Origin of the sequence: Neobacillus niacini (genome assembly GCF_031457145.1) — a bacterium.
In the GTDB taxonomy this organism is placed as follows: domain Bacteria; phylum Bacillota; class Bacilli; order Bacillales; family Cytobacillaceae; genus Neobacillus; species Neobacillus niacini_J.
Genome location: NZ_JAVDVZ010000002.1, coordinates 672177 through 698899, shown reverse-complemented (window position 1 = coordinate 698899; position 26723 = coordinate 672177). Strand labels below are relative to the sequence as shown.

Annotated in this window: 25 protein-coding genes; 17 read left to right on the top strand and 8 right to left on the bottom strand. The window is 37.2% G+C overall.

Annotated features, from left to right (window positions below; translation table 11 throughout):
* Positions 1–273 (top strand): hypothetical protein, encoded by a 273-nt coding sequence (locus J2Y03_RS08235; protein WP_132085477.1) that lies wholly within the window; start codon positions 1–3, stop codon positions 271–273.
* A 56-nt stretch (positions 274–329) separates the two neighbouring features.
* Here the strand turns inward: J2Y03_RS08235 and J2Y03_RS08230 are convergent, their stop codons facing one another.
* A complete protein-coding gene (locus J2Y03_RS08230) occupies positions 330–2159 on the bottom strand; it encodes an aldehyde ferredoxin oxidoreductase family protein (RefSeq protein WP_310192725.1) in 1830 nt (609 codons plus the stop codon).
* Positions 2160–2339: 180 nt separating this feature from the next.
* On the opposite strand from J2Y03_RS08230, the gene J2Y03_RS08225 reads away from it, so the two are divergent.
* Entirely contained in the window at positions 2340–3368 is a 1029-nt protein-coding gene (locus J2Y03_RS08225; protein WP_310192723.1) for a ThiF family adenylyltransferase, read from the top strand.
* A gap of 50 nt (positions 3369–3418) precedes the next feature.
* On the opposite strand, the gene J2Y03_RS08220 is transcribed toward J2Y03_RS08225, so the two are convergent.
* The gene (locus J2Y03_RS08220) at positions 3419–3982 is read right to left on the bottom strand and encodes a DUF2777 domain-containing protein (protein WP_132085483.1); all 564 of its coding nucleotides are present in this window, start codon (positions 3980–3982) and stop codon (positions 3419–3421) included.
* A gap of 166 nt (positions 3983–4148) precedes the next feature.
* On the opposite strand from J2Y03_RS08220, the gene asnB reads away from it, so the two are divergent.
* Entirely contained in the window at positions 4149–5999 is a 1851-nt protein-coding gene (gene asnB, locus J2Y03_RS08215; protein ID WP_310192721.1) for an asparagine synthase (glutamine-hydrolyzing), read from the top strand.
* A 61-nt stretch (positions 6000–6060) separates the two neighbouring features.
* The gene (locus J2Y03_RS08210) at positions 6061–7572 is read left to right on the top strand and encodes an alpha-amylase family glycosyl hydrolase (RefSeq protein WP_310192719.1); all 1512 of its coding nucleotides are present in this window, start codon (positions 6061–6063) and stop codon (positions 7570–7572) included.
* Between the two features lie 230 nt (positions 7573–7802).
* Here J2Y03_RS08210 and J2Y03_RS08205 read toward each other — a convergent pair whose 3' ends face one another.
* Positions 7803–8672: an SDR family oxidoreductase gene (locus J2Y03_RS08205; RefSeq protein WP_310192718.1), complete on the bottom strand. Its 870-nt coding sequence runs from the start codon at positions 8670–8672 to the stop codon at positions 7803–7805.
* 98 nt (positions 8673–8770) lie between these two features.
* Positions 8771–9262 carry a YajQ family cyclic di-GMP-binding protein gene (locus tag J2Y03_RS08200; RefSeq protein WP_310192716.1) on the bottom strand — a complete coding sequence of 164 codons (492 nt, stop codon included), beginning with the start codon at positions 9260–9262 and terminating at the stop codon, positions 8771–8773.
* Positions 9263–9393: 131 nt separating this feature from the next.
* Here J2Y03_RS08200 and J2Y03_RS08195 point away from each other — a divergent pair, with 131 nt between their 5' ends.
* Positions 9394–10257: a CvfB family protein gene (locus J2Y03_RS08195; protein ID WP_310192715.1), complete on the top strand. Its 864-nt coding sequence runs from the start codon at positions 9394–9396 to the stop codon at positions 10255–10257.
* A 70-nt stretch (positions 10258–10327) separates the two neighbouring features.
* On the top strand, positions 10328–10459 hold the full coding sequence (locus J2Y03_RS08190; RefSeq protein WP_132085495.1) for a DUF3941 domain-containing protein: 132 nt from the start codon (positions 10328–10330) through the stop codon (positions 10457–10459).
* Between the two features lie 40 nt (positions 10460–10499).
* On the opposite strand, the gene J2Y03_RS08185 is transcribed toward J2Y03_RS08190, so the two are convergent.
* Positions 10500–11360, bottom strand: a complete 861-nt coding sequence (locus J2Y03_RS08185; RefSeq protein ID WP_310192712.1) for a DegV family protein — start codon at positions 11358–11360, stop codon at positions 10500–10502.
* Between the two features lie 108 nt (positions 11361–11468).
* Between J2Y03_RS08185 and J2Y03_RS08180 the strand changes: the two genes are divergently transcribed.
* Entirely contained in the window at positions 11469–12311 is an 843-nt protein-coding gene (locus tag J2Y03_RS08180; protein ID WP_310192710.1) for a YitT family protein, read from the top strand.
* 60 nt (positions 12312–12371) lie between these two features.
* On the opposite strand, the gene J2Y03_RS08175 is transcribed toward J2Y03_RS08180, so the two are convergent.
* The 3 genes from J2Y03_RS08175 to J2Y03_RS08165 form a co-directional block, all read right to left on the bottom strand.
* Positions 12372–12557, bottom strand: a complete 186-nt coding sequence (locus J2Y03_RS08175) for a DUF3813 domain-containing protein (RefSeq protein WP_132085501.1) — start codon at positions 12555–12557, stop codon at positions 12372–12374.
* A gap of 2 nt (positions 12558–12559) precedes the next feature.
* Positions 12560–12712, bottom strand: coding sequence for a hypothetical protein (locus tag J2Y03_RS08170; protein WP_165902987.1), 153 nt, complete (start codon positions 12710–12712; stop codon positions 12560–12562).
* A gap of 115 nt (positions 12713–12827) precedes the next feature.
* Positions 12828–13640, bottom strand: a complete 813-nt coding sequence (locus tag J2Y03_RS08165) for a Cof-type HAD-IIB family hydrolase (RefSeq protein ID WP_132085503.1) — start codon at positions 13638–13640, stop codon at positions 12828–12830.
* A gap of 212 nt (positions 13641–13852) precedes the next feature.
* Between J2Y03_RS08165 and J2Y03_RS08160 the strand changes: the two genes are divergently transcribed.
* The 10 genes from J2Y03_RS08160 (at position 13853) to J2Y03_RS08115 (ending at position 26717) form a co-directional block, all read left to right on the top strand.
* Entirely contained in the window at positions 13853–14614 is a 762-nt protein-coding gene (locus J2Y03_RS08160) for an alpha/beta fold hydrolase (RefSeq protein ID WP_310192705.1), read from the top strand.
* A gap of 17 nt (positions 14615–14631) precedes the next feature.
* On the top strand, positions 14632–14940 hold the full coding sequence (locus J2Y03_RS08155; protein WP_095248602.1) for a metal-sulfur cluster assembly factor: 309 nt from the start codon (positions 14632–14634) through the stop codon (positions 14938–14940).
* A 232-nt stretch (positions 14941–15172) separates the two neighbouring features.
* Positions 15173–16294, top strand: a complete 1122-nt coding sequence (locus J2Y03_RS08150; RefSeq protein ID WP_310192703.1) for a TIGR04053 family radical SAM/SPASM domain-containing protein — start codon at positions 15173–15175, stop codon at positions 16292–16294.
* A 472-nt stretch (positions 16295–16766) separates the two neighbouring features.
* Positions 16767–18098, top strand: a complete 1332-nt coding sequence (locus J2Y03_RS08145; protein ID WP_310192701.1) for a radical SAM protein — start codon at positions 16767–16769, stop codon at positions 18096–18098.
* Positions 18099–18154: 56 nt separating this feature from the next.
* Complete coding sequence (locus tag J2Y03_RS08140; protein ID WP_310192699.1) at positions 18155–19069, top strand: 4Fe-4S dicluster domain-containing protein; 915 nt, start codon at positions 18155–18157, stop codon at positions 19067–19069.
* A gap of 292 nt (positions 19070–19361) precedes the next feature.
* Positions 19362–20591, top strand: coding sequence for a PucR family transcriptional regulator (locus tag J2Y03_RS08135; protein WP_310192696.1), 1230 nt, complete (start codon positions 19362–19364; stop codon positions 20589–20591).
* A gap of 13 nt (positions 20592–20604) precedes the next feature.
* Complete coding sequence (locus tag J2Y03_RS08130; RefSeq protein WP_310192694.1) at positions 20605–22662, top strand: molybdopterin-dependent oxidoreductase; 2058 nt, start codon at positions 20605–20607, stop codon at positions 22660–22662.
* Positions 22659–23195 (top strand): 4Fe-4S dicluster domain-containing protein, encoded by a 537-nt coding sequence (locus J2Y03_RS08125; protein WP_310192692.1) that lies wholly within the window; start codon positions 22659–22661, stop codon positions 23193–23195. The genes J2Y03_RS08130 and J2Y03_RS08125 overlap by 4 nt, the downstream gene beginning before the upstream one ends.
* A gap of 199 nt (positions 23196–23394) precedes the next feature.
* A complete protein-coding gene (locus tag J2Y03_RS08120) occupies positions 23395–24087 on the top strand; it encodes a TorD/DmsD family molecular chaperone (RefSeq protein WP_310192691.1) in 693 nt (230 codons plus the stop codon).
* 26 nt (positions 24088–24113) lie between these two features.
* Complete coding sequence (locus J2Y03_RS08115; RefSeq protein ID WP_310192689.1) at positions 24114–26717, top strand: molybdopterin-dependent oxidoreductase; 2604 nt, start codon at positions 24114–24116, stop codon at positions 26715–26717.
* Positions 26718–26723: the final 6 nt, after the last annotated feature.

Here is a 26723-nt window from a genome sequence, read left to right as displayed (position 1 = left end):
ATGCCAAAGCAGGAATTGGAGTTCCGGGGAATAAATCGAAAACATCTTGGAATGTATTTTGAAGAATTAGGCGGCAAACAAATTACCAATGAGTTTCCCTTCGTCTTTCAATCGGAAGACTGGTTTGGTGAAATTTTAAGTGAAGAGGAACTTTCGATAACCTCGACCTTCAAAGTGAACTGCGTTTATATTAAATTTAATGCGACAGATGATTTAACGCTCGAGCAACTTATCAAAAATTTCCGTGTAAAAACTAGGAGAATCGGTGGATAGTGATTACCCTCAAAAAGGCTTCTGCTAACGATGCAGAAGCCTTTTACTATTTGTTATTAAACTAACTGATTCTCTGGATCAATAATTTCTAACTCACGAAGTTTTTCCTCTGTAACTTTTCCGTCTTTCCAGCCGCGAACTTGATAGTACTCATTAAGCATGATATCCATTCTGCTTACTTCTCCTGCACTGTTACCAGATGCTGGCTCTTCAGTAAAACGTTTTGGTAGATAGTCATCTTCCTCCTTGTTGAATCCAGCCAAGTTGTTATAATAACGCTCAAGATTATAAATTCTTTCTCCGGCCTTCATCACATCATCTGCTGTCATCGGAATACCAGTCATCCCGCTATACTGCTCGGCATAATGCTCAGCGTTTTCTGAGAAGGACGAAAACTTACAAATATTCATAGAATCAGAGAATGCAAGCATATCTTGGAATACTTTTAATAATTCACCTTTACCTTCTGGCTTAAGACGATCAGTTGGTTCAGGGATACCAGCAATTTCACTTGCTACCGTATAGCCTCGTAAATGACAGGCTCCACGGTTACTTGTTGCATAACCAAGACCAATCCCTTGAATACCACGTGGATCGTAGGCAGGAATCGACTGTCCCTTAACAGACATCGATAGCTCTGGTGCACCCCATGAGGCCGTTGCTTTTGCTGGGCCTTCGGCAAGGATTCCACCGAAGCCTTCTCGGTAGGTAATTTTCTTAGTTAAGTCAATCATGGAATCAGCATCGCCCCAGATAAGCTCTTCAGTAATCAAACCTTTTTCATAGGCTTCCATTGTTACCGAGAAGCAATGACCTAGCTCAATTGTATCTAGACCATACTCATTACAACGGTCAATTAGATAAGAAATGGCCTTTGCATCACTTAATAAGCAGTTAGAGCCAAGTGACCAAGCAGATTCAAATTCAATACTTTCGACTCTAGTTTTATACTTTCCATCCTTTACTTCAACTTCGATTTTACAACCTACCGGACAAGCATGGCAGGTATTATTCTTCACAAGCAAATGCTCATTTACATACTCACCACTGTGTTTTTCTGCCTCATCCCAATGAGTGAACTGGGAATTCTTTGTTGGAAGAGCTCCAACCTCATTGATAATGTTGGTTAAAACATTCGTTCCATAAACGGAAAGACCGCCTTTATTTGGTGCCGTTAAGCCGCCATCAAGAATCGCCTTTACCGCCTTTTTGTTTGCCTCTTTATACTCAGTTTCTAACTTCGGCTGTGGCATATTTCCTTTTTGAGGTGCTTTGATTACAATCGCTTTCAATTTTTTGTAGCCTGCAACAGCGGCTGTTCCGCCCCGTCCAGCAGCACGATCATGCTCATTAATAAAGGACGCGAACTTAACCGTATTCTCACCAGCCTGGCCTATTGTCATAACACTCAGGTCTTGTTCTCCATGCTTTTCTTGAAGTGTTTTAACGGTTTCTCTTGTTCCTTTTCCCCAAAGTTCTGAAGCATCACGCAGTTCAGCCTTGCCATCTTCTATATAAAGATAAACAGGCTTGTCACTCTTTCCTGCAAAGATGATATTATCGATGCCTGCCCATTTTAAACGAGCCGCAGTCCAACCACCCATATGAGAATCTGTAACCGTTCCTGTTAGAGGAGACTTTGTAACCACACAAAGACGACCGCTCATGGAAGAACGTGACCCTGTTACAGGACCTGTCATGATACATAGAATGTTTTCTGGAGATAATGGCTCAACTTCAGGACCGTTATCAAGTACATATTTTACTCCCAGCCCTCTGCCGCCAATGTACTTTTTTGCGTCCTCTTCGTTAATGGGTCTGTAGTTAACAGTACCAGCTGTTAAATCAACTACCACTTCTTTGTTTAAAAAACCACCTAGATTCAATCGTTTTCCCTCTCTTTCATTTATATATAATTACTAATCTCCTAATTTATAATAAAATATATAAATAGGATATTCCTCACAAAATTAATAAATAAACCCAATTACTATTATATAATTATTTCTTGATTTTTAATATTATAATTTTTCTAAAAATTATTAACTGCAGAAATGGGGATTTAGATGGACGATTTAGAACGATACTCAAGACAAATTCTTTTTTCAGGAATAGGGAAAGAGGGGCAGTTGAAATTGTTGAAAAGTAAGGTGGCTATTGTTGGTGTTGGCGCATTGGGAACAGTCTGTGCCAATCATTTGGTTCGATCTGGTGTAGGATATATAAGGTTAATTGATAGAGATGTAGTGGACCTATCCAATCTGCAGCGTCAATCACTTTTTAACGAAGAAGATGTAAAGCTAAATCTTCCAAAGGCAATTGCTGCACAAAAGAGGCTCAACACGATCAACTCCACTATTACGATTGACGCTGTTATTACGGATTTAAATTTAGATAATGCTGAAGAATTATTAGCAGGGTTTGATGTTATTGTAGATGGTACTGATAATTTTATGACTCGCTTTTTAATTAACGATATTGCGGTTAAGTATGGGATTCCGTGGGTCCATGGTGCAGCAGTTAGTTCCAGAGGAATGTTTGCTACGATAAAACCTGGTATAACTCCGTGTTATCGCTGTTTATTTCCGCAAGTTCCAGCCGGCAGGGGTGAAACGTGTGACACGATAGGGGTTTTGTCACCAATTACGGATATCATAGGTTCTTTTCAGGCAATGGAAGCGATAAAAGTACTAACAGGGGCTGCTACAAGCCCTAACCTTGAGCAAATTGATATTTGGGATACCTCATTATTTTCAATGAATATAATGGAGGGGAAAAATCCACACTGCCCGGCATGTGTAAACCATCGATTTGATTTTCTCAATCGTTCATCAGCATTTCAGGAATCTTATAGTTCTCTTTGTGGACGAGATACCGTGCAAATATATTTTAGGGAAAAACAGGAACGCGATTTACTAAAACTAGGTGAGAAGCTAAAAAAGAATGGTAAGGTTACGGGAAACCAATTCTTACTTCGTTTTTCTCCAGATAAAGATACATCCATTGTGGTATTTAAGGATGGACGTATTTTGGTGCATGGTACAAATGAAATTGTCAAAGCAAAATCCTTATATTCAAGATATATAGGAAACTGAGTTAACAGAAAAAAGGTGTGTTTTTCGATAAGAAAAACACACCTTTGTTTTTAAGATATCATTTTCTCAATGACCAGTCTTTTCCCCGTATTTATCGTGAATTCAAAGCGGTCATTTACCTTTTCGAAGTAACAAAAATGATGCTGAACATTACAAATTTGTTCTTGGTTATCAAAAACAATAAAGTTTACCCCATCTCTACGATTTTCTTCCGATAAGAAGGATAGGTGATTGTAACAATAAATACAATCAAATATAGAAAAATCTAACGAGTTCAAGGTCGTGACAAATTGAAAAAAGGCGTCATCATTCATTCCCTCTAGAAGTCTTTCCAACGAATATATTAAATGCTTTCTTATTCTAACCAAATCATGGTCACGAAGCATAATAATATCATTTCCACTTCGGATCTTTCCAGACTCGATTAAGATTCCTTTCTTCCAACGATTCACTCGAAATATTTCTATTTCTTGCTGAAGGAAATCATCCAACATAGCAGCTTCTTCAGTTTCTTCATCAAAAAAGATCCATTGATCACTTATCTGTTCAACTGAACCTTCATTATAGGCCCTCAGTTGAAAATCCATTAGTTTAATTCTCTGTTGTCGATTCATTTTTAACCTCCGTGCCTAATGCTTTCATTTTACTTTGTAGACATCTTTGTGAGATTTTATAACTTGTTTATCTTTAATTTGGACAATTTTCCAAATAAATTGGGCTGAATAGAATAACAGCATGTAATGAAATCCAGTTTTCATTTGTTGGAGAGAGGAGAGTTATATGTGCGGAGTATCAGGATGGATTGATTTTACTAAAGATATTAGAAAAGAAAAAGATACGGTTGAAAAGATGACCAATACACTAGCCAGAAGGGGTCCAGATGAAACAAACCTCTGGGTTCAAACACATGTAGGGTTTGGCCATAAGCGTCTAATTGTAGTTGACCCTGAGGGCGGAAGACAGCCAATGACGAAGCATAAGGAAGGTAAAGAGTACACCATTTGCTACAATGGTGAACTATATAATACCGAAGATATCCGCAAAGTTCTCCTTACTAAAGGATATTCTTTCAAAGGTCATTCTGATACAGAAGTTCTGTTATCTGCCTATATAGAATGGGCGGAAGAGTGTGTAAATTATTTAAACGGAATCTATGCCTTTGCCATTTGGGATCAGCAGAGAGAACAACTGTTTATCGGTCGTGATCGATTAGGGGTTAAACCATTGTTTTTTACTGAATTAAATAAAGGTTTTTTATTTGCTTCAGAAATTAAGGCCATCCTGGCCAACCCTGAAATGAAAACAGAGTTAGAATATGAGGGGCTGGCTGAAATTTTCGGTTTAGGACCTTCGAGGTCACCTGGCTCTGGTATCTTTAAGAGCATTAAAGAGTTAAGACCGGCTCATGCTTTAACCTTTTCAAAAAAGGGCTTAAAAATATGGCGTTACTGGAATGTTAAGAGCGATGTCCATAAGGATAGCGTAGAAGAAAGTGCTGAAAAAGTACGTTATTTGGTAACAGATGCGGTAACAAGGCAGCTAGTATCCGATGTTCCACTTTCTACCTTCTTATCAGGCGGTCTGGATTCAAGTATTATTACAGCCATTGCTGCACAAGGTTTTAAAGACCAAGGGAAAGGTCAGCTTCATACGTATTCGATTGACTATGAAGGAAACGATCTCTTTTTTAAAGCAAATGAATTTCAACCAAATGCGGATGAGAAATGGATTAACATTGTAACAGATGAGTATGGTACAAAGCACCATTATAAAACAATATCTCAGCAACAATTAGTGAAGGACTTAACAGAAGCGGTTCATGTTCGAGATTGTCCTGGTATGGCTGACATAGATTCCTCTTTACTTTGGTTTTGTAAGGAAATTAAAAAGGATTTTGTAGTAAGTCTATCTGGAGAATGTGCCGATGAGATTTTTGGAGGGTATCCTTGGTTTCATCGCAAGGAAGATTTAGAGAGACCGAGTTTCCCGTGGATGCGTTCCATAAATGAGCGAAATAATTTATTAAGAGCCGATTGGCAGAAAAAACTAAGATTAAAGGATTATGTGATTGAAAAGTATAATCAAGCCATCCTCGAAACACCTAAATTAGATGGGGAAAGCTTGGAAGAATCAAAACGGCGTGAGCTTTTTTATATTAATATGACACATTTTATGACAACGTTGCTTGACCGAAAAGATAGGATGAGTATGGGAGCAAGCCTTGAAGTCAGAGTTCCTTTTGCCGACCATCGTCTTGTAGAATATGTCTGGAACATCCCATGGGATATAAAAATGGTCCATGGCAGGGAAAAGGGAATCTTGAGAAAAGCCTTTGAAGGAATTCTTCCTGAGGAAGTACTATATCGAAAGAAAAGTCCTTATCCAAAAACCCATAATCCAGAATATACACTGGCTGTCCAAAAGCGAATGAAGGATATATTAACAGATAAGTCCTCAGTACTACTTGAATTATTCAATCGTGATTTATTAAATGAACTCGTTGAATCTGGTGGAAATTCATTCAAAGAGCCATGGTTTGGTCAGTTGATGTCAGGCCCGCAGCTATTAGCATACTTTGTTCAACTAGATATTTGGTTTAAAGATTACAATATTAACATAGTAAATCGGTAACGTTAAAAGTTGGATTCAACACTTAATTAGATTAAAATGAGTGTATGGAAGGGGATTGAAGATGAAAAAAGCCTTGATTACACTCATTTTTATTTGTACTTTAGTTATTTCATCGGTACCAGCATATGCAGCGATAGAGAGAGAAAACCGAGAATGGCAGGATGAAACCATTTATTCTATTATGGTAGATCGTTTTTTTGATGCCAATACAAAAAATGACATTGATGTTAATACGCAAGACCCGTTAGCCTACAATGGCGGAGATTTCCAGGGGGTTATGGATAAGTTGGATTATTTAAAGGATATGGGCTTCACAGCAATCCGGCTGACTTCGATATTTGATAATACTGATGGTGGATACCATGGCTATTGGGTGAATGATTTTTATAAAACGGATGAGCATTTTGGATCGCTCAAAACATTTAAGAAACTGGTTCAAGAGGCACATAAACGAGATATGAAGGTCATCATTGATTTTGTAACCAATAATGTCTCTCCAGAACACCCGTGGGTGAAAGATTCATCAAAACGAAACTGGTTCAATGAGTATCGTGAGATTAGTGATTTGAATAATCAGGATGAAATCAAAAATGGCTGGGTGAATGGTCTGCCTGATCTTAATCAGGACAACCCTGAAGTCAAAGAATACATATTGGACGCAGCTAAGTGGTGGATAAACGAAACCGATATAGACGGTTATAGTCTTCCAGAAGTAAATTATGTACCTGAGTCCTTTTGGAGCGAATTTTCACGAGAGATAAAAAAGGAAAAGGAAAACTTTTTCCTATTAGGGATAACCGCTGCCAACAGTACGGTTGACCTTGATACTTATAAAAGTGCTGGAATCGATAGCATTACTGATTATCAATATAGTGGAAATTTGAGAAATGTCTTCGCTGCCACCAATCAATCATTTAGCCCGTTGAATGATAATAAGGTTCAAAAACCAGAGATGCAGCCACTATTTTTTGATAACGAAATGACTACTCGGTTTACCAGAGATATCGTAAAGAATAAACATTTTCCAGGGGCGCGCTGGAAGACTGCTCTAACCTATATTTATTCAACACCTGGAATTCCCGTTGTCTTTTATGGCAGTGAAATTGCTTTAAATGGCGGAGAAATTCCAGATAATCGTCAGCCTATGAATTTTCGGACAGAAAAAGAGTTGATCGATTATATTACCAAGCTTGGTGAATTAAGAAATCAACTTCCTTCTTTGACAAGAGGAAGTATGGAAATGCTTTATGAAAAAGATGGAATGGCAGTATATAAACGAGTATACCAAGATGAGACAGCGATTATTGCCATTAATAATACAAGTGAATCTCAAAACGTAACGTTAAATAACGACCAAATTGAGGGAGGAAAAGAACTGCGAGGGTTGCTAAAAGGTGACCTTGTCCGGAGTAAGGATGATCGATATGACCTCATTATCGACAGAGATGAAGCGGAAGTTTATGTCTTAGCCAAAAAGAGTGGAATTAATTTGCCACTAATCGGATCATTAATTGTCGTCTATGTCTTGTTCGCTATTTTTATAATAAAAATTAGGAAGAGAAGAGTTAGATAAGGCTCTTTTCTTAAACTTTGTTGCTTTTTCGAACAAAATTTAATGATTATGCTAAGTTTCTACAGAAAATATAATAATTCGACTAAGAACAGAGCCTGCAAACTAAATTCTAACGCGCAAAATAACTATTTCCACGTTAAAATCGGCTTTAGGATTTTAACAACAATCTTTACGAAAACAACCTAGATAAAAAATGCGATACTGAGGTATCGCATTTTTTTATATCTTTCCTACCCGTTTACAATGGTTCCACCGTTGACATGGAGTATTTGTCCACTTACGTAGGAAGAATCGTCAGAAGCAAGGTATACATAGCATGGAGCAAGTTCATACGGCTGACCGGCTCTGCCCATTGGTGTATCTGTTCCAAAGCTTTCGACTTGGTTCTCAGAGAAGGTTGAGGGAATTAACGGTGTCCAGATTGGTCCCGGAGCGACGCCATTTACTCTAATTCCTTGTGGTGCAAGCGATTTTGCTAGTGAACGTGTGAAGGTTACGATGGCACCTTTCGTTGCTGAGTAATCCAGTAATTGCTCATTTCCTTGATAGGCAGTAATGGAAGAAGTATTGATAATTGATGCCCCTTGTTTCAAATGTGGCAGTACCATTTTAGACATATAGAAGTATGAATAAATATTCGTCTGAAACGTCCTTTCTAGCTGTGCTGAGGTGATATCTAACAGACTTTTTTGCGGGTGCTGCTCTGCTGCATTATTTACTAAAATATCAATTTTTCCGAATTGATCGATGGTTTTCTTAACAGTCTCCTTGCAAAAATCTTCATTGCCGATGTCACCGGAAAAAAGCAGGCATTTACGTCCTTCTGCTTCAATCAGTTCCTTTGTTTCGTCAGCATCCTGATGCTCCTCTAAGTAGATAATGGCTACATCCGCACCTTCTTTGGCAAAATAAATCGCTATTGATTTACCGATACCACTATCTCCGCCAGTAATAATCGCAGTCTTACCGGTTAATTTTCCGGCACTTTTATAATTTGGATCTACTGAAACCGGTCTAGGATTCATTTCACTTTCAATTCCTGGCTGATGGTTCTGGTGCTGTGGTGGAAATGCCTTCTGTTGTTGTTTATTATTGGTCATTCATCCTACCTCCAAGGTTATTTACCATTTTAGTTTGAGATAATTGGACGAAAATATTAAAAAAGGTGAAAAGGAAATCTCCTTTTCACCTTGTATTTTTATCTATAGTTTATAAACTGAACATCGACAGTGAGGTCAGCTTCACGTACCAATGAAATGATTTTTTGTAAGTCATCACGGTTTTTGCCACTAACTCGGACTTGATCATCTTGGACTTGGCTTTTCACCTTAAGACCACTATTTTTAATAATGGTGTTAATTTTTTTAGCATTTTCTTTATCGATACCTTGAACAAGTTTTGCTCGTTGGCGTACAGTCCCGCCAGAGGCTTTTTCCATTTTCCCATAATCGAGATTTTTAACGGGTATACCTCTTTTAATCAATCTGCCAAGTAGGACGTCTTTAAGCTGATCCATTTTATATTCATCATCTGAAACAAGAACGAGATCTTCTTTATCTAGTGATACCTCACTTTTACTGCCCTTAAAATCATAACGTGTCTTTATTTCCTTCATCGTCGCAGTAATTGCATTAGTGACCTCGGTAAATTCTACTTTGGATACAATATCAAATGATTCATCTTTTGCCATCGTTAAACCTCCAGTTAATAAGTATTTATATTGATTTTGCTAAAGTTTCCCTTTATGGCTATATTATAGTAAAATATATCAGTTCAAACAACCTTGGGAAAAACTCAAATGAAGAGAAAAGGTGAGTAAAAATGTCTTTACAAGAACTTGTTGGTCAAACTGTAACCTTAACTGTAGCACGAAAAGCGGAATTCGGGTATTTTTTATCAGATGGAAATGAAGATGTATTGTTGCATATAAATGAGGCAGACCGAGAATACGAACTAGATGAAAGTGTTGAGGTGTTCCTTTATGTCGATTCAGAAGGAAGAACATCTGCCTCTACAACCATACCTGAAATTGCGATTGGTAAATATGCTTGGCTAAAAGTAGTCGATAGCAACCCTAATGTTGGAGTGTTTTTAGATATTGGTCTTAAAAAGGATTTATTGTTAGGAATCGATGATCTCCCTGTCCATAAGTCGGTCTGGCCAAAAGAAGGCGATTTGGTTTATGTTACCTTAAGGGTGAATAACAATTATCTTTTATATGCACGTCTTGCAACGGACCCTATTATTGATTCGATTTCGATAAAAGCGACAAGAATGGATTTTAACAAAAATATTCAGGGGCATATCTATCGAACAGCAAAGGTAGGCAGCTGGATCTATACCATTGAGGGCTTTAAAGGTTTTATCCATGAGTCGCAAAGACAGACAGAGCCTCGTTTAGGACAGAAGGTTGAAGGGCGAATTATTGATGTTAAGGAAGATGGAACAGTCAATGTTTCTTTACTTGCAAGGAAACAGGAATCACAGGATTTAGATTCTGAACGTATTTTTGAATATTTAATGAGTCGAAATGGGGCTATGCCTTTTAATGACAAAAGTATGCCAGAGGAAATACAGGAACGATTTCAGTTAAGTAAAGGAGCATTTAAACGTGCTCTCGGAAAACTTATGAAAGAAGGCAGAGTGTATCAAGAAGGAAGCTGGACGTACGTGAAAAAAGATTAAAATCCTATACATACTCCTATTCTAAATGACGGACACTATACACTGAAGGAATTTTGAAAGGGGTATCGTTATGCCGCATACATCAGATAATGATAAAAAAGCGAAGGACAATAATGCATTAAGTCATGAGAAAAATATGATGCGTGAAAAAAATCGTCAAGCTGGTAAAAATCAATATTCGAAAAAAACAGACCATAAATAAAAATAAGCGGGAACTTACCCGCTTATTTTTTTAGATAAAATTATGATGGCAGTTTGTTTAAAAAGAATATCGCGATGGTCCCCGGTCCTGTGTGAGCACCAATTACTGCTCCTATATCTGTAATGTAAACTTCTTTTGGATGTAATTCTTCCTCAAACATCGCCTTTACTTCTAGAGCTGTTTCATAGGCATCAGCATGGCTTATTCCAACTACTTGGTCCTTAAAGTCGGCTCCGCGTTCTTTCATGAGATCAAGTATCCGACGATAAACTTTCTTTTTCCCCCGGATTTTTTCTATCGGAACGAGTTTTCCGTCTTCAACATTTAGGATGGGTTTAATATTTAGCAATCCACCCAAAAAGGCTGAAGCTTTTGAAACACGTCCGCCTTTTGCTAAATAATCTAAGTCCTCTACCGTAAACAAATGCTCCATATGCTCACTTCTAAAAAGGACATCCTTTAAAACTTCTTCTTTTGAAATATTTTCTTCCGCAAGCCTCGCTGCTTCTCTTACAACTAATCCGTAACCAAGTGAAGCACACTTAGTATTCACGATTGTAAAATTAAAGTTTGGATATTTTTCCTTCACTTGGTCAAGAATCATAACAGATGTCTGATATGTACCAGATAATTCAGAGGAGAAAGCAATATATATTCCATTTTCGTTATTTTCAGCCATTCTTGTAAATACCTCTTCAAATAATAAAGGAGATACTTGGGAGGTTTTTGGTACATCCCCATTACGGATAGCGTCATAAACAGTTTTTGGGTCAATGGTTCTTACATCCTCATATTCCTGCCCTTCGACATGGACTTTTAATGGAAATAAGGTGACATTATGTTCTGTGTAAAAATCCTTTGGTAAATCGCATGCGCTGTCAGCTAGTATTTTTACCGGCATTAAGCTCACCTGCTTTCAAGCAATTATAGTTTAGTTTCAGTTTATCGGTTTCATGCAAAAAAAACAATTATCAAAGTGGAAAATACTTTCATGAAGGAGATGCTGCACTTGTTATGGCACCAAACCAAAAAAATAGTAATAGTCATTGTCGGTGCAATTCTTAATGCATTAGCAATTAACCTATTTTTAGTTCCCGCAAATGTTTATTCAAGCGGATTTACCGGAATAGCTCAATTGCTTTCAAAAGTTTTAAGTGAGCAAACACCACTTAATGTTTCAATGGGTATTTTATTATTGATATTAAATATTCCTGTAGCTATCCTGGGCTGGTTTAAGGTTGGAAGGTCGTTTACCATATATAGTTTTCTAAGTGTTGCCTTATCATCTTTATTTTTAGAACTAATTCCAATTCACCAAGTATCAAAAGATATTCTCCTTAATTCCGTTTTTGGAGGTGTAATATTAGCGGTGGGTGTGGGATTAACCTTAAAATGGGGGGCGTCAACGGGTGGTTTAGACATAATTGCTATGGTTTTGTCAAGAATGAAAGACAAGCCAATTGGTAATTATATATTTACTCTAAATTCTCTTATTATTATCACTGCTGGATTCCTTTATGGGTGGGAAAAGGCCCTTTATACGATTGTATCCTTGTATGCTACTACGAGAGTAATTGATGCCATCCATACAAGACACGCGAAACTAACTGCGATGATTATTACTAAAAAAGCAGACGAACTAAAAACAGCTATTCATTCGCAGCTTGTTAGAGGGATTACGATGGTCCCTGCAAAGGGAGCCTTTTCAAACGAACCTAGAGACTTGCTGATGATTGTTATTACCCGTTATGAACTATATGATTTAGAAAGAATCATTATGGAGGTTGATCCCAATGCTTTTACAAATATCCTTCAGACAACAGGAATCTATGGTTTCTTTAGGCGTGAATAGATAGGGAATATAGGTGAAATAGAAAAGCTGGCACGAGTCATTAACGTGCCAGCTTTTCCATTATTGGATTTGTTCAAGCTCATTTTGCATTTCTTGGAGCTGACGTTGTTCTGCTACTGTTGAATTTGCGAAAGCAGAACTTAAGGCATTCTTAGCTTTCGAAACCACAGAATCACGTTCAACAGGGTCGGCAGATTTCGCCATCTCAACAAATCTTCTTGCTTCTTGGAACAACTGGTTTCCCATCGTTATATTCCCCCAAGCGAGGATTCACGCACATTGGCCATTTTTTGGGCTTCCGCTTCAGCGTAGGTCATGTGGTAAGGAATACGTTCAGAATGCTTACTAACAGTATCCACTCCTTGCTGGACAAAGCGTTTCGATTTGTTTCGTTTACCCATTGCAAATCCCTCCAATTTGGTGAGCTTGGTATGAAGCAGTGATAGTGCCTCACAAAAATTAGTATGCGCAAAGTCGAGTATTTCATTTAGGTAAACTCTGGTGAAACACTATTCATTACTTTAAGTTTAACAAATCTGACAAATATACTCCGATACCGTCCTCTTCATTTGTCAGGGTTACTTCATTAGCAATACTTTTAACTTTGTCAATAGCATTTCCCATTGCTACACCACGGCCGGCGTATTCAAGCATCTCTAAATCATTATCTTCATCACCAAAAGCAATAATTCTTTCAGGAGGAATGTTAAAATAATCTGATGCTTTTTTTAAACCTACAGCCTTGCTTAAGCCAGTTTTAATAATTTCAATTACATGCCATGGTGCTGCCCAGCTACGATGATCAATTACCTCAGCGTGAACATCTGACAAATGCTTGCGGATTTGCTTTAATTGATCTTCCTCCGTATGAATTAACAAACTTGTTGGAGAATCTTTTAAGTAATCCCGCAAATCGCCTGTAGTTACTGATGGATTGCCCATACCGAAAATATCTAAGAGCTTTTCGTCATGGTAATGGAAATAAACCTCATCAATTACTTCTGCAATAATATTATGAAATTGAAAAGAGCGGCATGCTTCCACAATATCCTTAGCGACTTTAATGTCTAGAGGATCATGATAAAATCCCCAGCTTGAATCGAGTGGGTGATGCATAAAAGCACCATTAAAATTAACAATCGGAGTGTCTAACTTCAGCTCTTTATAATATGGTTCACTTGAACGAAAAGGTCTTCCGGTTGCAATCATCACCACGTGTCCTGCTTCTCTTGCTTTACTTAAAACGTTTTTTGTTTTTGCAGAAATGGTTTTATCATCTTTCAATAGGGTACCATCTAAATCCAATGCTATTAAATGTTTTTCTGCCATATTTACTCCTTCTTTGCTTGTTTTTTATACAATAAGTCTAAGCTTTAGAAAATTGGTGAATGAAATGTTACACTACAACTATGAATTCTCTTTGGGAAAACAAATGTGTATAAATCCTATGTTAACAATTTTATACCGAACCTGTAAAAAAATTCACTTCATAAGAATATGAATTCAGTTATAATTTAATTTGCCCAGGGGGTTCTGCCTAAGTGATTATCGTTGAAAAAAGTTTGCTAAATAATAATCCTTTCTTACATATCGTGAATAATAGTGGACAACAAAAGAAATTACCACTCATTATTTTTGTCCATGGATTCACCAGTGCAAAGGAGCATAATCTTCATTATGCATATTTTTTAGCAGAAAAGGGGTTTCGAGTCATCTTACCAGAGGCATTATATCATGGTGAAAGAGAGCAAGGATTAACCGAGAAGGATTTATACAGTCATTTTTGGGAAATTGTCATTAAGACAATCCATGAATTAAACGATTATAAGGAATACTATGTCAATAAGGGATTAGTTGACGAGGAGAAAATTGGGTTAGCTGGAACTTCAATGGGCGGTATGGTAACCCTAGGTGCTTTGACCAAATATAAATGGATTAAAACTGCAGTCAGCTTAATGGGCATGCCAGCATTTGAAAAATATTTACATTGGCAATTGGAACAAATGCAAAGTCTCGGGGTTAACCTACCTTTTACAAATGAGCAAATTGCTGAGCAATTTACTGTGCTTCGTCAATATGATTTGAGTCTCCACCGGGAAAAACTAGAAAATCGACCATTATTATTTTGGCACGGTAAAAAGGATCCAATCGTACCTTATGCGTTAACCTACCAATTTTATCAATCCATTAAGGGTAATTGTGGTAACATTCACTTCATAACGGATGACAAAGCTGATCATAAGGTTAGCAGGGAAGGTTTAAAAGCCACTGTTGAATGGTTTGAGAAACATTTATTAAAATAAAAGGAGTGTTTTATAAAATGAATGAAGAATTAAAAGAGAATATTATGGGTGCATTAGAGCTTGTTATCGATCCAGAATTAGGTGTCGATATTGTAAATCTAGGTTTAGTATACGATGCCGAAATGGATGATGAAGGTAATGTAACGATTACCATGACATTAACATCGATGGGTTGCCCATTAGCAGGAACGATTGTTGACCAAGTGAAAAGAGCATTAGCTGATATTCCTGAAGTAAAAGAAGTAGAGGTTAATATTGTCTTTAACCCGCCATGGAACAAGGAAATGATGTCTCGATATGCAAAGATTGCTTTGGGTATCCGATAAGAAAAGTATCAAAAAACAGCAGAAACCATTCTGCTGTTTTTTTTTCTGCTATCCGCAACTAAAACGTGCCATCCGCAGCTAAATTTTGCTATCCGCATCTAGTCTTCACAAAAAGGACTAATATATTTGCACGTAATGTGAGGTAGTTCACTTATAGATAGTGGAATCCCCTTTATAATACAGGTAATAAGGCTGTTTGAATTTGAAATAGCCGTTTTAGGAGGCGTTTCATATGGCTTTTGGCCGAGATTTTAATAAAGATCCATTTATTGTTATTTGGGAACTAACACGAGCATGCCAACTAGCTTGTTTACACTGTCGTGCAGAAGCTCAATTAAAAAGAGACCCACGTGAACTATCATTTGAAGAAGGCAAGAACCTAATTGATCAAATATATGAAATGAATAATCCAATGCTTGTCTTTACAGGTGGAGACCCATTAATGAGACAAGATGTTTTTGATATAGCTAAATATGCAGTAGAAAAAGGTGTTAGGGTTTCTATGACTCCAAGTGCAACACCGAATGTTACGAAAGAAGCAATTGAAAAGGCTAAGGAAGTTGGTCTTTCTCGATGGGCATTTAGTATTGATGGACCGACAGCTGCCGTTCATGATCATTTCCGTGGAACTGTTGGATCCTTCGACCTTACAATGCAAAGAATTAAATATTTGCATGAACTTGAAATTCCAATTCAAATCAACACAGTAATATCTAGATATAATATAGAGTATCTTGATGAAATGGCAAAAATGGTTGAGGATTTAGAATGTGTCCTTTGGAGTGTCTTTTTCCTTGTTCCAACAGGCAGAGGACAAGAGTCAGATATGATATCACCTGTTGAGCACGAGAAAGTATTCAGATGGCTATATGACCTTAGTAAGCGTGTTTCCTTCGATATTAAGACTACCGCTGCCCAGCATTATCGCCGTGTTGTTATTCAGCAAAAGATGCGCGAAGCAAAAAATCAGACAGAGGAAATAAATTATTTAAGTGCCTTAACAGAACAAGGATTAACAGGCTCGATTGACGGACTTGGACGAGCGCCTAAAGGCGTGAATGATGGAAATGGTTTTGTCTTCATCTCACATATTGGAGATGTATACCCAAGCGGATTATTACCAGTTAAAGCTGGGAATGTACGTGAAACACCGTTAGCAGAAATTTATCGAGAGTCACCAATTTTCCAATCACTTAGAAATCCAGATCTCTATAAAGGAAAATGCGGCGTATGTGAATTCCGTCATGTATGCGGTGGTTCAAGGTCAAGAGCCTATGCTATGACAGGAGATTATCTAGAAAGTGAACCATTCTGTGTTTATATTCCAAAGGCAATGAGAGAAAAACAAGTTTAGTAACTAAAGGGAAAGAATGGAAGTAATCAATATTGATTACTACCATTCTTAATGTTGAAAAACAAAATAAACAATGAAAATATTCTGGATTTTTTGGGGATTTGCCGCCATTCTTAAATAAGGAATGGTGCTATTTGTTGTTACGGTGTGGAATTAAAAGTACACTTGCTCAATCGTTCAGAAACATTTCGCAATAGACCAATGCCAATGGGTTGATAAGTTTCAACGGGTGAGATACAAATCACAGAGAATGTAAGGAAAATGGTTAAAAATAGCAGTTCTACTTGATAATTATTTTCACTTTTCATTAATTGTTCATATAATTAAGAACTTTATTTGAACTCTCTCTATGTTCAAGCAGAACAGATAATCGTCTTTGATATAATCACATGTGCAAAGATTCACACATCTAATTACGTTATTAATATTTTTTAATTTATTGATATAAAAAACTATAAAAAGGGTGGATGGAATGATTTCAGATATAAATGCTAGTACCATTTCCCGTATTAAAAATAAAACACTTGTTAATTATAGTCAAATACATCTTTCTGTTCAGAACAATACATTAAGCACAATAGAGTCTTTTGGCCTCCCTCTTGAGAAAAGTAATTTAGGGAAAATAGAAACAGAACAAAAGACTAAACTAAAAAAAGCTGGAGCGTTATTTAGAAATAATGATCACAGCATTGTTTCAAATGGTAGAATCTCAAGTGCGTGTGAGGCATGCCAAACCGGAACAGGAAGCTATACAACCTTTGTTTCTTTAAAATGTCATAGGGATTGCTATTTTTGCTTCAACAAAAATCAAGATGATTACTCTTTCTATGTGAAACATCAAAAAAATGTAAATCAAGATTTAAACGAACTTCTTGAAAGTGGTGTTACTTTAAAACACCTTGCTTTAACCGGAGGAGAACCTCTGCTTCACAAAGAAGAAGCCGTTAATTTTTTCAAATTAGCACAGGAACGCACGCCAGAAACATATACAAGACTTTATACTGCCGGGGATCTTCTGGATGAAGAAATACTCCAAAATTTACAAAAATACGGCTTAAATGAAATCCGATTTAGTATTAAAATGGAAGATTCAGAGCAAAAAAGAAAACATATTTTAGGCAAAATTGACCAGGCAAAAAAATATATTCCTAATGTTTTAGTAGAAATGCCAGTTATCCCTGGCAAGCTGGAAGAAATGAAACAACTTCTATTAACATTGGATAAAATGGATATATTTGGAATTAATTTGTTGGAGTTTTGTTTCCCGCTAGAAAATGCCCAAGCTTTTAGTGAAAGGGATTTCACTCTTAAGAACCCGCCTTATGATGTGTACTATAACTATTGGTATGCAGGAGGATTAGCCGTGGATGGAAGCGAGCAGCACTGCTTGGAATTAGTCGATTTCGCCATAAAGCAAAATCTTAAGCTTGGTGTTCATTACTGCTCACTGGAAAATAAGTTTACGGGTCAAATTTTTCAGCAGAATCATCATCAAGATCTTGGTGAGACATACATTTTCTCTGAAAGAGACTATTTCTTCAAGACTGCAAAAGCATTTGGAAAGGATATTAAAAAAGTAAAGGAAATCTTGGAGCAAAACCATGTAGCTTTCGAGATGAATTCTCAATTCGACTATATTCAATTTCCAATTAAATCAATAGAAAAACTCAGGAAAAACAATATAGATATAGTGATATCCTCAAATGTTGTGGAGTTTGATGGAAAAGATAACAATATCCGTGAAGTTAAAATCGAATGGACAACACCTGTTCTTTTTGAAACAAGTGATATCCAATATATGTAAAGATAAGGGGTACTGCTTAAGAAAATTAGTAAAAAATCTATTGTGGGGTGGATCAGATGGGTTTATTGAGTAAATGGGTAGAGAGTCTTGATTATGAATATGAAATATTAACATCCTGTACTCATCATCGAAGTCCACGTTCCACATGTGAGAAGTGTCTTGATGTTTGCGAGGAAGAGGCGATTTCATTTGTGAAAGGAAAGCCGGTTATTTTACGGAAAAACTGTGTAGAATGTGGGAATTGTATTTCAGCTTGTCCCGTTCAAGCTGTGGCCGGTATATTTCCAAAAAGAACGGTCACAGAGAACAAGCTTGTGATAACAAGTGATCACAAACCAACTGTTAAAGAACTGCTTGTCCTTCACAAAAAAGGTGTTAACGAGCTAATTAGTGAAAATACGACTACTATAGAGCCATGGAAGCATGTTGTTGATGAAGCGAATGTAATGTTAAAGCAATTGGAGAAAGAACCTTTCTTCATAACAATAAAAGCCTTAGAAATGGAAGAAGATCGTTATTCACGAAGAGAACTTTTTTCATTTTGGAAAAAAGAAAGCGAATCACTAATGAAGCAAGTAGCACCGGCTAAATGGCGATTTAACCATGATCAATTAGATTTAGCAAAATACTACCCTGATTATCAGTTTACTGCTATTTCAGTTGACGTAAGCAAGTGTTCCTTATGCAAAGCGTGCATGTTTCTATGTTCGAAAAAATGTCTAGATATAACAGAAACAGGTTTTACACTAACAGCCCAAACATGTTCGTATTGTCAGTTATGCGTTGATGTTTGTCCGGAAAAAGCGATTACAATAGAAGATAAAATTATGAAAGTAAATGATGTTCAGTATCCGGTTTTAAATAAAACATGCAATGTTTGTAAAAATTCATTTGAAACATTACGAGAACATGATGAAAAATGTGTGATATGTACAAAACAAGAAGGATTAGGATATCTTTCTTCCCATTAATAGATACGAAGGCTTGAATAAGAATGTTATCTAACATTGGAGTTCCTGGTCTGATAATGAAAAAACCTTTGCCAGGCCCGGTAATGCCTGGCTTTTTGACGATTTTCCTGTGGCTTGAGCGGGAGACTGTATCAGAGAAATATCTTTTTTTAAACCAAGATACCTTCATGATGGTGCACAGGAACCGAAACTAAAATTCATTAAACCGTACTTATTTGAGCGAGATTAGTCTTTAAATTATGAGAAAATAAGTTACCGAGAATGCTAAACTAGTAAAGCTGAGGTGGGGGATATGCTCGAAGACAAACTGTTACGTATGTTTTTTAATGATTTATTAGATGAATTGAATAATGGGAATGGATTTCCTGGACTGATTAGGCAATTTGCCCTTTTCTTAGGATGCGACACTTTATTAACGGATGACATTTTTCAACCGATTGTTTACGTAACGGAAGAAGGGAAAGTATTTACCTCCGAAATCGTTGAAGTTTATGGGGACCATACTTTTTCTATTAAAAATAATGTAACAGATGAGTTGTGGGATGCCGATAGTGTTCCTTTGTATGAAAATGGAAGATTAATTGGGTACCTGTTCCTTAAAAAGGCCTCACTAGTAGAATCAAATGAGAAAATTCATTTGGAAGTTGCTGCAGGTCAGTTGGCCAAATTTATAAATATTGAACAAAAAAAGCACCTTCAATTAAAACAAATAGGACAAAGATACAAGGATTCTTTTATTTTTGATTTATTATATGGAAACATTAAATCGATAACGGATATTATGTCTAAAGGCGAGCTTTGGGGAGCGGATTTTTCTTTGCCCCATACGGTCATTACATTTGAACTCCATGATTACGAACATTTCTCAATGGATAATGAATTGTTAGAGAGGGTCTATCGTATTTTTGAAAATACGCTAATAAGACTTGGAATCATTCCTTTGATATTGAAAAAGCGGGAAGAACTGGTCATTATTCTTCCATTAGTTGAAAATGAAGATTTTAAGAATAGTCGTCATTTTATCCTCCAAGTTATTGAAACTTTAAGAAAAGATTCTAGCTCATACCTAGGGAGGCGTTCATTAACAGTGGGGGTTGGGAGAATTTATGATCGCTCAACAGAATTGTTCCGATGCTACCAAGAAGCAAAAATTGCCAAGATCCTTGAAGGGGGAAATATCCAGGGTGATGTGACTTTTTTTAGTGATATTGGGCTGTTGAAGCTATTATACAATCATGATTTTCAAGAACTAAAAGAGTTTGAAAAAGATATTTTAGGAGAATTACAAAGAATTGATCGACAATCCGAGATGGCGCTTATCGAGACACTTGAGGGCTATATAATAAATAACTGTGATTTAAAGCAAGCATCAGAAGCGATGTTTCTTCATCGTAATACCCTTCGGTATCGATTAAAAAGAATAGAAGAGTTGTTGCAACTTGATTTAAGTGATCTACAAACAATCATCAATTTTGCCGTTGCATTTAAAATAAAACATTTAGATAACTTGAAACACTTTTAGGAGTTGTCACATGATGGGGAAGTTTGAGCAAAAGGAACCTAAAGTATATCGGAATGTTTGCCCGCGTAACTGTTATTCCACATGCAGCATGCTATCTTTCGTTGAAAATGGAAAACTAGTCAAAGTTATGGGAGATAGGAAACATGGGTATACGGAAGGGAAACTATGTGCAAAGGGTTATGCCTATACACAGTATGTTTACAGTCAGGAACGCCTGAAATATCCTTTAATGCAGACAAAAAGAGGGTCTGGAAATTGGAAGAGAATCAGTTGGGATGAAGCATTTGAAGTGATCGCGAATAAAATGCTAGAGCTAAATAAACGGTACGACTCTAATCTGTCTCTAGGATATAACTCCTTTTCGGGTAATACAGGTTTTCTTCATCAAGCATTACAAGGAATGTTTGAAAGCTTCGGTCCTCATACACAACCAATTGGGAATCCATGTTTATCGACAGGACGGGAAGCTTTAAAATACAATGTTCCAATTGAATACAATCCACCACCTGAAAGAATGGTTCATTCGAATATGATTGTCTTGTGGGGAGCGAACCCTGCAAGGACGAATATTCATCAAATGAAATTCATTTTAAGAGCAAGAGATAAAGGCGCTACTTTTGTTGTTATTGATCCGATTTTTACAGAGACTGCAAAATTAGCTGATATTTATGTTCAAATTCGTCCAGGGATGGATGGCTATCTTACGATGGGAATGATAAAAGTCATTCTTCAAAATAAATGGTTCAATACAGAAAATCTTAACCAACTTATTGAGGGTGGGGAAGCTTTTTTGGAGGAAATTAATCAAGTTAGCTTAGCTGACGTGACTAGAATGACAGGTGTGCCCGAGGAGGCAATCAGGGAGATTGCCTATTTATACTCACATACCTCCCCAATATCGACATGGATTGGTTTTGGTTTGCAAAGAAAATTAACAAGTGTTCAAGATATAAGGGCAATTGATGCATTAGTTACCGTGACTGAGAATCGGTTTATTCCAAACGGTGGGCTCTATTACTTCCATCCAGAAAGTGAGAGGTTTCCTTTATCAATGAGTAAGCAAGGGAAACCAAATCAGCTTAACCGTAAGGTGAATATTAATTATTTCGCTGAAGAGGCGATGCAATTTAGTGATCCACCAGTAATGTTCCTATGGATTAATAGTAGAAACCCTTTAAGTCAGGATCAGCATCTATCTGAATGGTATCGATTGCTAGACCAAGTGGAATTGGTTGTAACCACAGATTTGTATATGACACAGACAGCGGAAATGGCTGACTTGGTTTTACCTACAACAACTCAATTCGAAGCGATGGACCTTCATGTTAGCTATTGGAACCACTGGCTTTCATTAAATCAGAAAGCAATTGAACCCTATTATGAGGCAAAAAGCGATTTAGAAATTGTCAGGGGACTTGTTAAAGTATTGAATGGAAAAGTAGCTGATTTTTCATCGTTTCCAGCTGAGCTTGAAGCAATTGATTGGATTAAGCAGGAAATAAATGACGAAGTAAAAGTAAGATATGGACTGACTTCATGGGAGCAACTTCTTAAACGACCTTTTCACTTACAATCTCAATTTCATAAAATTGGCCAAGAATTAGAAAAGAGAGAAAAACCCTTTATCTTTAAATCGAAGAAAGCCGTTCAAGACGGTTTACCAGCACTCCCAATATGCCAAACCGAAGTTCAGACAAATAAAAATAAATTTATTTTGCTAACACCTCAATCCTTATTAAGGATCCATTCTCAATTCGAAAACTTATCTTGGTTAAATAATGATTCAAAGGCAGGTATTCTTTTTATAAATGAAACATCTGCAAAGAATCTGGATCTAAAGAACGGAGAACAAGTAATGATCTATAATGAAAATGGCGAGGTTTATGGGGAAATAGAATTGGATAAAACACTCCCAGAAAATACAGTTGTAATAAATCAAGGCGGGGACATTCCAATTAATCTATTAATTGGCGGCAGGAAAGGCAGTGAGTTAAACCAGGCAGAAAAACGAGGGAGTACACCCTTTTATGATTTTTATGTGTCCTTAAGGAAGAGGGGAAAGAGGCAATGATTAAACAACTTGGTTTTTTATTCACTGTTGATCGGTGTATCGGCTGTAATGCCTGTACAATCGCATGCTTAAATGAAAATAACCAATCTACCAACGTAAGCTTTCGACGGGTAAAATCAATCAATAACAATCACTTTCTCTCCATTTCTTGTAATCATTGTGACAGCCCAGAATGTTTTCGAGTATGTTCGAATAATGCTTTCATGAAGAGGCAAGACGGTATTGTCGAATTGAACAACGACCTTTGTGATGGATGTGGTATTTGTCTTTCTGCTTGTCCTTATGGCGCGATTCAATATAACCCAGATAATCGAAAAGTAGAGAAGTGCAATATGTGTAATCTGCGACAGCATAAAGGATTCCTTCCATCCTGTGTTCAAGCATGCACCACATCTGCTCTCCAACTGATTGATTTATATGAGGAGCCTATGGTAAAAAGCGTCACAAAAATAGATGGTTTTTTTAATCCTCGATTAACCAAGCCATCAATAAGATTTATCCCGCAAAAGCCTAAAAAACGATATTGGGTTTAATAAAAAACATACCAATGGTGTGTTTTTTTTTGTATTAAAAGTGATTCTCATTGTCCATATAGTCGACAAATCTCATTGTCATCCGATACAAAATTGAAGCGGTTAATTCTATTTTTGGGATAAAGACTTTGTAAATTCCTGCAGATATAATTAAACCAGAGAGAGTCATTTTTGTTTCAATAGAAAGAGGTGCATGACAATGAATCAGCTATCAGTTAATGATTTAACTGAAACTCAAGATCTTTTGGAGCTGCGTACTTTTGCTTACGATATTTTAAGAAGAGTGTTTTTGGCAGAACCAACTAAGGAAGTAGTCACGCAACTACAAAATGGGATTATCGATTCTTTTCCTTTTAAGGATGAAAATATGAAACTTAATGAAGGAATTGAACAAGTTAGCAACTACTTAAAGACCTTTACGATTGATAAAAATTTCGAACAGCTACATTGGGATTATACAAGAATGTTCATTGGTCCATATCAGGTCCCAGTTCCAATTTGGGAATCTGCTTACGTGAATAAGGATGGGCTTCTTTTTCAAGAGGAGACCTTACAAGTTAGAAGATTGTATTTAAAGAACAATTTGCTTTCAATGCAATTTGGTCGTGAAGCCGAAGACCATTTAGGTTTAGAACTTGATTTTATGTATCATTTGAGCAATTTATTAACCGACCTAGTGAAAGAAGAAAACGTCGAACAGCTATATAAAACTGTTGTCGATCAAAATTCCTTCTTAAAGGAACATCTATTGAATTGGACACCTCAATTTTGTGAAAAGGTGAGCATAAGTGCAGATACAGGATTTTATAAAGGGATGGCTAAGATCCTAAACGGATTTTTATTAATAGATAAAATTTGTCTTGAGGAACTTTTGGCCAGAACAAAACAATAAGTAAATGAAAAAATGGAGGTGGTTTTATGTCAAATTTTATTAAAAAAGCGATGGAACAAAAATTAAGTCGAAAAGCCTTCTTAGGTTGGTCTGCCGCATTAACGACGGCGGCCGTTGTTCCAAGCTATGGACTGAAACAAATCGATTCAAAAGCTGCAGCTGAGCAGTTGGAGGAAGAAGGAAAATGGGTTACTGCATCTTGTTGGCATAACTGTGGTGGACGATGTTTGAACAAAGCATTTGTTGTTGGTGGTATCGTCACAAAACAAAAAACCGATGATACGCATAAGGATAGTCCGGATTATCCGCAACAAAGAGGTTGTGCTAGGGGACGTTCACAGAGACATCAAGTCTTTGGTGCAGACAGAATCAAGTATCCAATGAAACGCAAACATTGGGAGCCAGGCGGCGGAAAGAAAGAATTACGCGGAAGAGATGAATGGGTTCGTATTTCCTGGGATGAGGCATTGGATCTTGTCGCTGAAGAATTAAAACGAGTGAAGTCTAAATACGGAAATGAATCGATTTTAGGAACAAGCCGACTGATTAATCATTATGGCGGTGGACTTGTTCGTTGGGGATCTTCCTCATCAGGTGCATGGGGTAAACCTCAGGAACATATGACTGGATTCTTTTCATGGAGTGCAAATGACAGAATGGACTGGCGAAATGCAAAGTTAATCGTTATGTGGGGATCGAATCCGGCTTGGAGTTCTGCTGGTAGTCCTACTTACAACCTTTTACAGGCTAAAAAAGCTGGAGCTAAATTTATCTTTGTTGATCCACAAATTAGTCCATCGATGAAAACTTTAGGCGATCAATACATTCCTTGTCGACCAGGTACCGACGCTGCCCTGCTAATTGGGATGGCTTACCATATGATTGAAAACAACCTGCAAGACCAGGATTTCCTTAATCGTTGTACGGTAGGATTCGATAAGGACCATATGCCTGAAGGAGCAGACCCAAATGAAAACTTTAAAGATTATGTGTTAGGTACTTATGATGGCATAGCTAAAACGCCAGAATGGGCTTCAGAAATATGTGGTACCAATCCTGCTGTGATTAGGGATTTTGCCCAACAAATCGCAACAACAAAGCCAATGATTTTCACCTCTTCGTTTGCTCCAGCTCGTACGTATAGAGGTCAGCAATTCTGTCAGGCATTCCTTACTGTTGGTTGGATGACGGGTAATGTTGGAAAATCAGGCGCGGGAGTTTGGACAAATAACTACGCATCCAATCAAAGTTATGGTGGAAAAACACTTGTACGTGGCGGCGGACGCGGCCTGCCTCCTGTTTTTAATCCACTGTTCCCTAGCGTGACTTATGGAGCGTATGATGGCTACCGGTTTGGAAAACCGAAAAATACTGATTTCCATGGCATGGCCTATACAGAAACATACGATGCAATTTTAAATAATGAGTACCATGCAACCGTAAGAGGGAAAGTCCCGTGTGATATTCGCATGATTTGGTTAATTCGTGACGGCAGTGGTTACAACTACCTAAACCAATCTTCAGGAATTATGAAAGGAATCAAAGCTTTCCGTAAAGTTGATGCGGTCTTTACAAATGATATTGCTCTTTCAACGATTTCGAAGTATGCAGATATTGTCTTGCCTGCAACGACTGAATGGGAAAAAGAAGGCATGATTAAGAGTGGAAACCCAGAAGCAATTATCGTAACGAAAAAAGTAATTGAACCTCTATTTGAAGCAAGAACAGAAGAATGGATGGATCGAGAACTTGCGAAGCGAATAGGATTAAATCCGGATGAAGTGTATCCAATCAATGAGAAACAACAATTGTTCAATAGTCTAGCAGGTGCACAAGTCATTAAGGCAGATGGAAATGACTATGAAGCATTAGTGACGATCACAGCGAAAGACATTAAAAATTGGGGTGTTGATGGAAAGCCGCAAAAAGGGAAAATTTCTTTAGAAGAGTTAGTTGAAAAAGGCTCATTTCAAGTGCCAAGGTCACCTAATGACAACTTTACGGTGATTCAAGGAGAAGCTTTTGTTAAAGATCCGATTGCGAACCCTCTTACTACAAAGAGTGGAAAACTAGAAATTCACTGTCAATCTTTATCTGATGATATAGCTGCGTATGGCTTTACGACAATCCCGCCAATTGCGAAATATGAACCACCAGTTGAAGGGGTTGAGGATACTTATAAAGATTGGAATAAAAAGATTAAAGGGGATTACCCATTTCAACTTTATACGATCCATTATGCTAGACGGTCTCACTCTGTTTTTGATAATGTTCCACAGCTTAGAGAAGCATTCCCGCAAGAGTTTGTGATGAATAAGCGAGATGCAAACGAACTTGGTCTTAAAGATGGAGACACTGTTTTAATTGAAAGTCGTCATGGGAAGGTCATTCGCCCATTGTTTGTAACAGAAACGATGATGCCTGGTGTCGTAACTCTTGGAGAAGGCGCATGGGTAGAAATTGATGAAGAGACAGGCATTGATAAAGCAGGAGCAACAAACACGTTATGTGGAACACATTTAAGTGGTCAAGGAGAAGAACCTTGGAATACAACAAATGTTCGTGTAGAGAAGTACAAGGGAAAAGCTCTACTACCAGATGCTGAATGGCAGCAAAGAATTATATTTTAGGAGGTG

Excerpts from the sequence above, each read along its gene's own strand:
- J2Y03_RS08235 (WP_132085477.1), top strand. The coding sequence starts at position 1 with ATGCCAAAGCAGGAATTGGAGTTCCGGGGAATAAATCGAAAACATCTT.
- J2Y03_RS08225 (WP_310192723.1), top strand. The coding sequence starts at position 2,340 with ATGGACGATTTAGAACGATACTCAAGACAAATTCTTTTTTCAGGAATA.
- J2Y03_RS08220 (WP_132085483.1), bottom strand. The coding sequence starts at position 3,982 with ATGAATCGACAACAGAGAATTAAACTAATGGATTTTCAACTGAGGGCC.
- asnB (WP_310192721.1), top strand. The coding sequence starts at position 4,149 with ATGTGCGGAGTATCAGGATGGATTGATTTTACTAAAGATATTAGAAAA.
- J2Y03_RS08210 (WP_310192719.1), top strand. The coding sequence starts at position 6,061 with ATGAAAAAAGCCTTGATTACACTCATTTTTATTTGTACTTTAGTTATT.
- J2Y03_RS08205 (WP_310192718.1), bottom strand. The coding sequence starts at position 8,672 with ATGACCAATAATAAACAACAACAGAAGGCATTTCCACCACAGCACCAG.
- J2Y03_RS08200 (WP_310192716.1), bottom strand. The coding sequence starts at position 9,262 with ATGGCAAAAGATGAATCATTTGATATTGTATCCAAAGTAGAATTTACC.
- J2Y03_RS08195 (WP_310192715.1), top strand. The coding sequence starts at position 9,394 with ATGTCTTTACAAGAACTTGTTGGTCAAACTGTAACCTTAACTGTAGCA.
- J2Y03_RS08190 (WP_132085495.1), top strand. The coding sequence starts at position 10,328 with ATGCCGCATACATCAGATAATGATAAAAAAGCGAAGGACAATAATGCA.
- J2Y03_RS08185 (WP_310192712.1), bottom strand. The coding sequence starts at position 11,360 with ATGCCGGTAAAAATACTAGCTGACAGCGCATGCGATTTACCAAAGGAT.
- J2Y03_RS08175 (WP_132085501.1), bottom strand. The coding sequence starts at position 12,557 with ATGGGAAACCAGTTGTTCCAAGAAGCAAGAAGATTTGTTGAGATGGCG.
- J2Y03_RS08170 (WP_165902987.1), bottom strand. The coding sequence starts at position 12,712 with ATGGGTAAACGAAACAAATCGAAACGCTTTGTCCAGCAAGGAGTGGAT.
- J2Y03_RS08165 (WP_132085503.1), bottom strand. The coding sequence starts at position 13,640 with ATGGCAGAAAAACATTTAATAGCATTGGATTTAGATGGTACCCTATTG.
- J2Y03_RS08155 (WP_095248602.1), top strand. The coding sequence starts at position 14,632 with ATGAATGAAGAATTAAAAGAGAATATTATGGGTGCATTAGAGCTTGTT.
- J2Y03_RS08150 (WP_310192703.1), top strand. The coding sequence starts at position 15,173 with ATGGCTTTTGGCCGAGATTTTAATAAAGATCCATTTATTGTTATTTGG.
- J2Y03_RS08145 (WP_310192701.1), top strand. The coding sequence starts at position 16,767 with ATGATTTCAGATATAAATGCTAGTACCATTTCCCGTATTAAAAATAAA.
- J2Y03_RS08140 (WP_310192699.1), top strand. The coding sequence starts at position 18,155 with ATGGGTTTATTGAGTAAATGGGTAGAGAGTCTTGATTATGAATATGAA.
- J2Y03_RS08135 (WP_310192696.1), top strand. The coding sequence starts at position 19,362 with ATGCTCGAAGACAAACTGTTACGTATGTTTTTTAATGATTTATTAGAT.
- J2Y03_RS08130 (WP_310192694.1), top strand. The coding sequence starts at position 20,605 with ATGGGGAAGTTTGAGCAAAAGGAACCTAAAGTATATCGGAATGTTTGC.
- J2Y03_RS08125 (WP_310192692.1), top strand. The coding sequence starts at position 22,659 with ATGATTAAACAACTTGGTTTTTTATTCACTGTTGATCGGTGTATCGGC.
- J2Y03_RS08120 (WP_310192691.1), top strand. The coding sequence starts at position 23,395 with ATGAATCAGCTATCAGTTAATGATTTAACTGAAACTCAAGATCTTTTG.
- J2Y03_RS08115 (WP_310192689.1), top strand. The coding sequence starts at position 24,114 with ATGTCAAATTTTATTAAAAAAGCGATGGAACAAAAATTAAGTCGAAAA.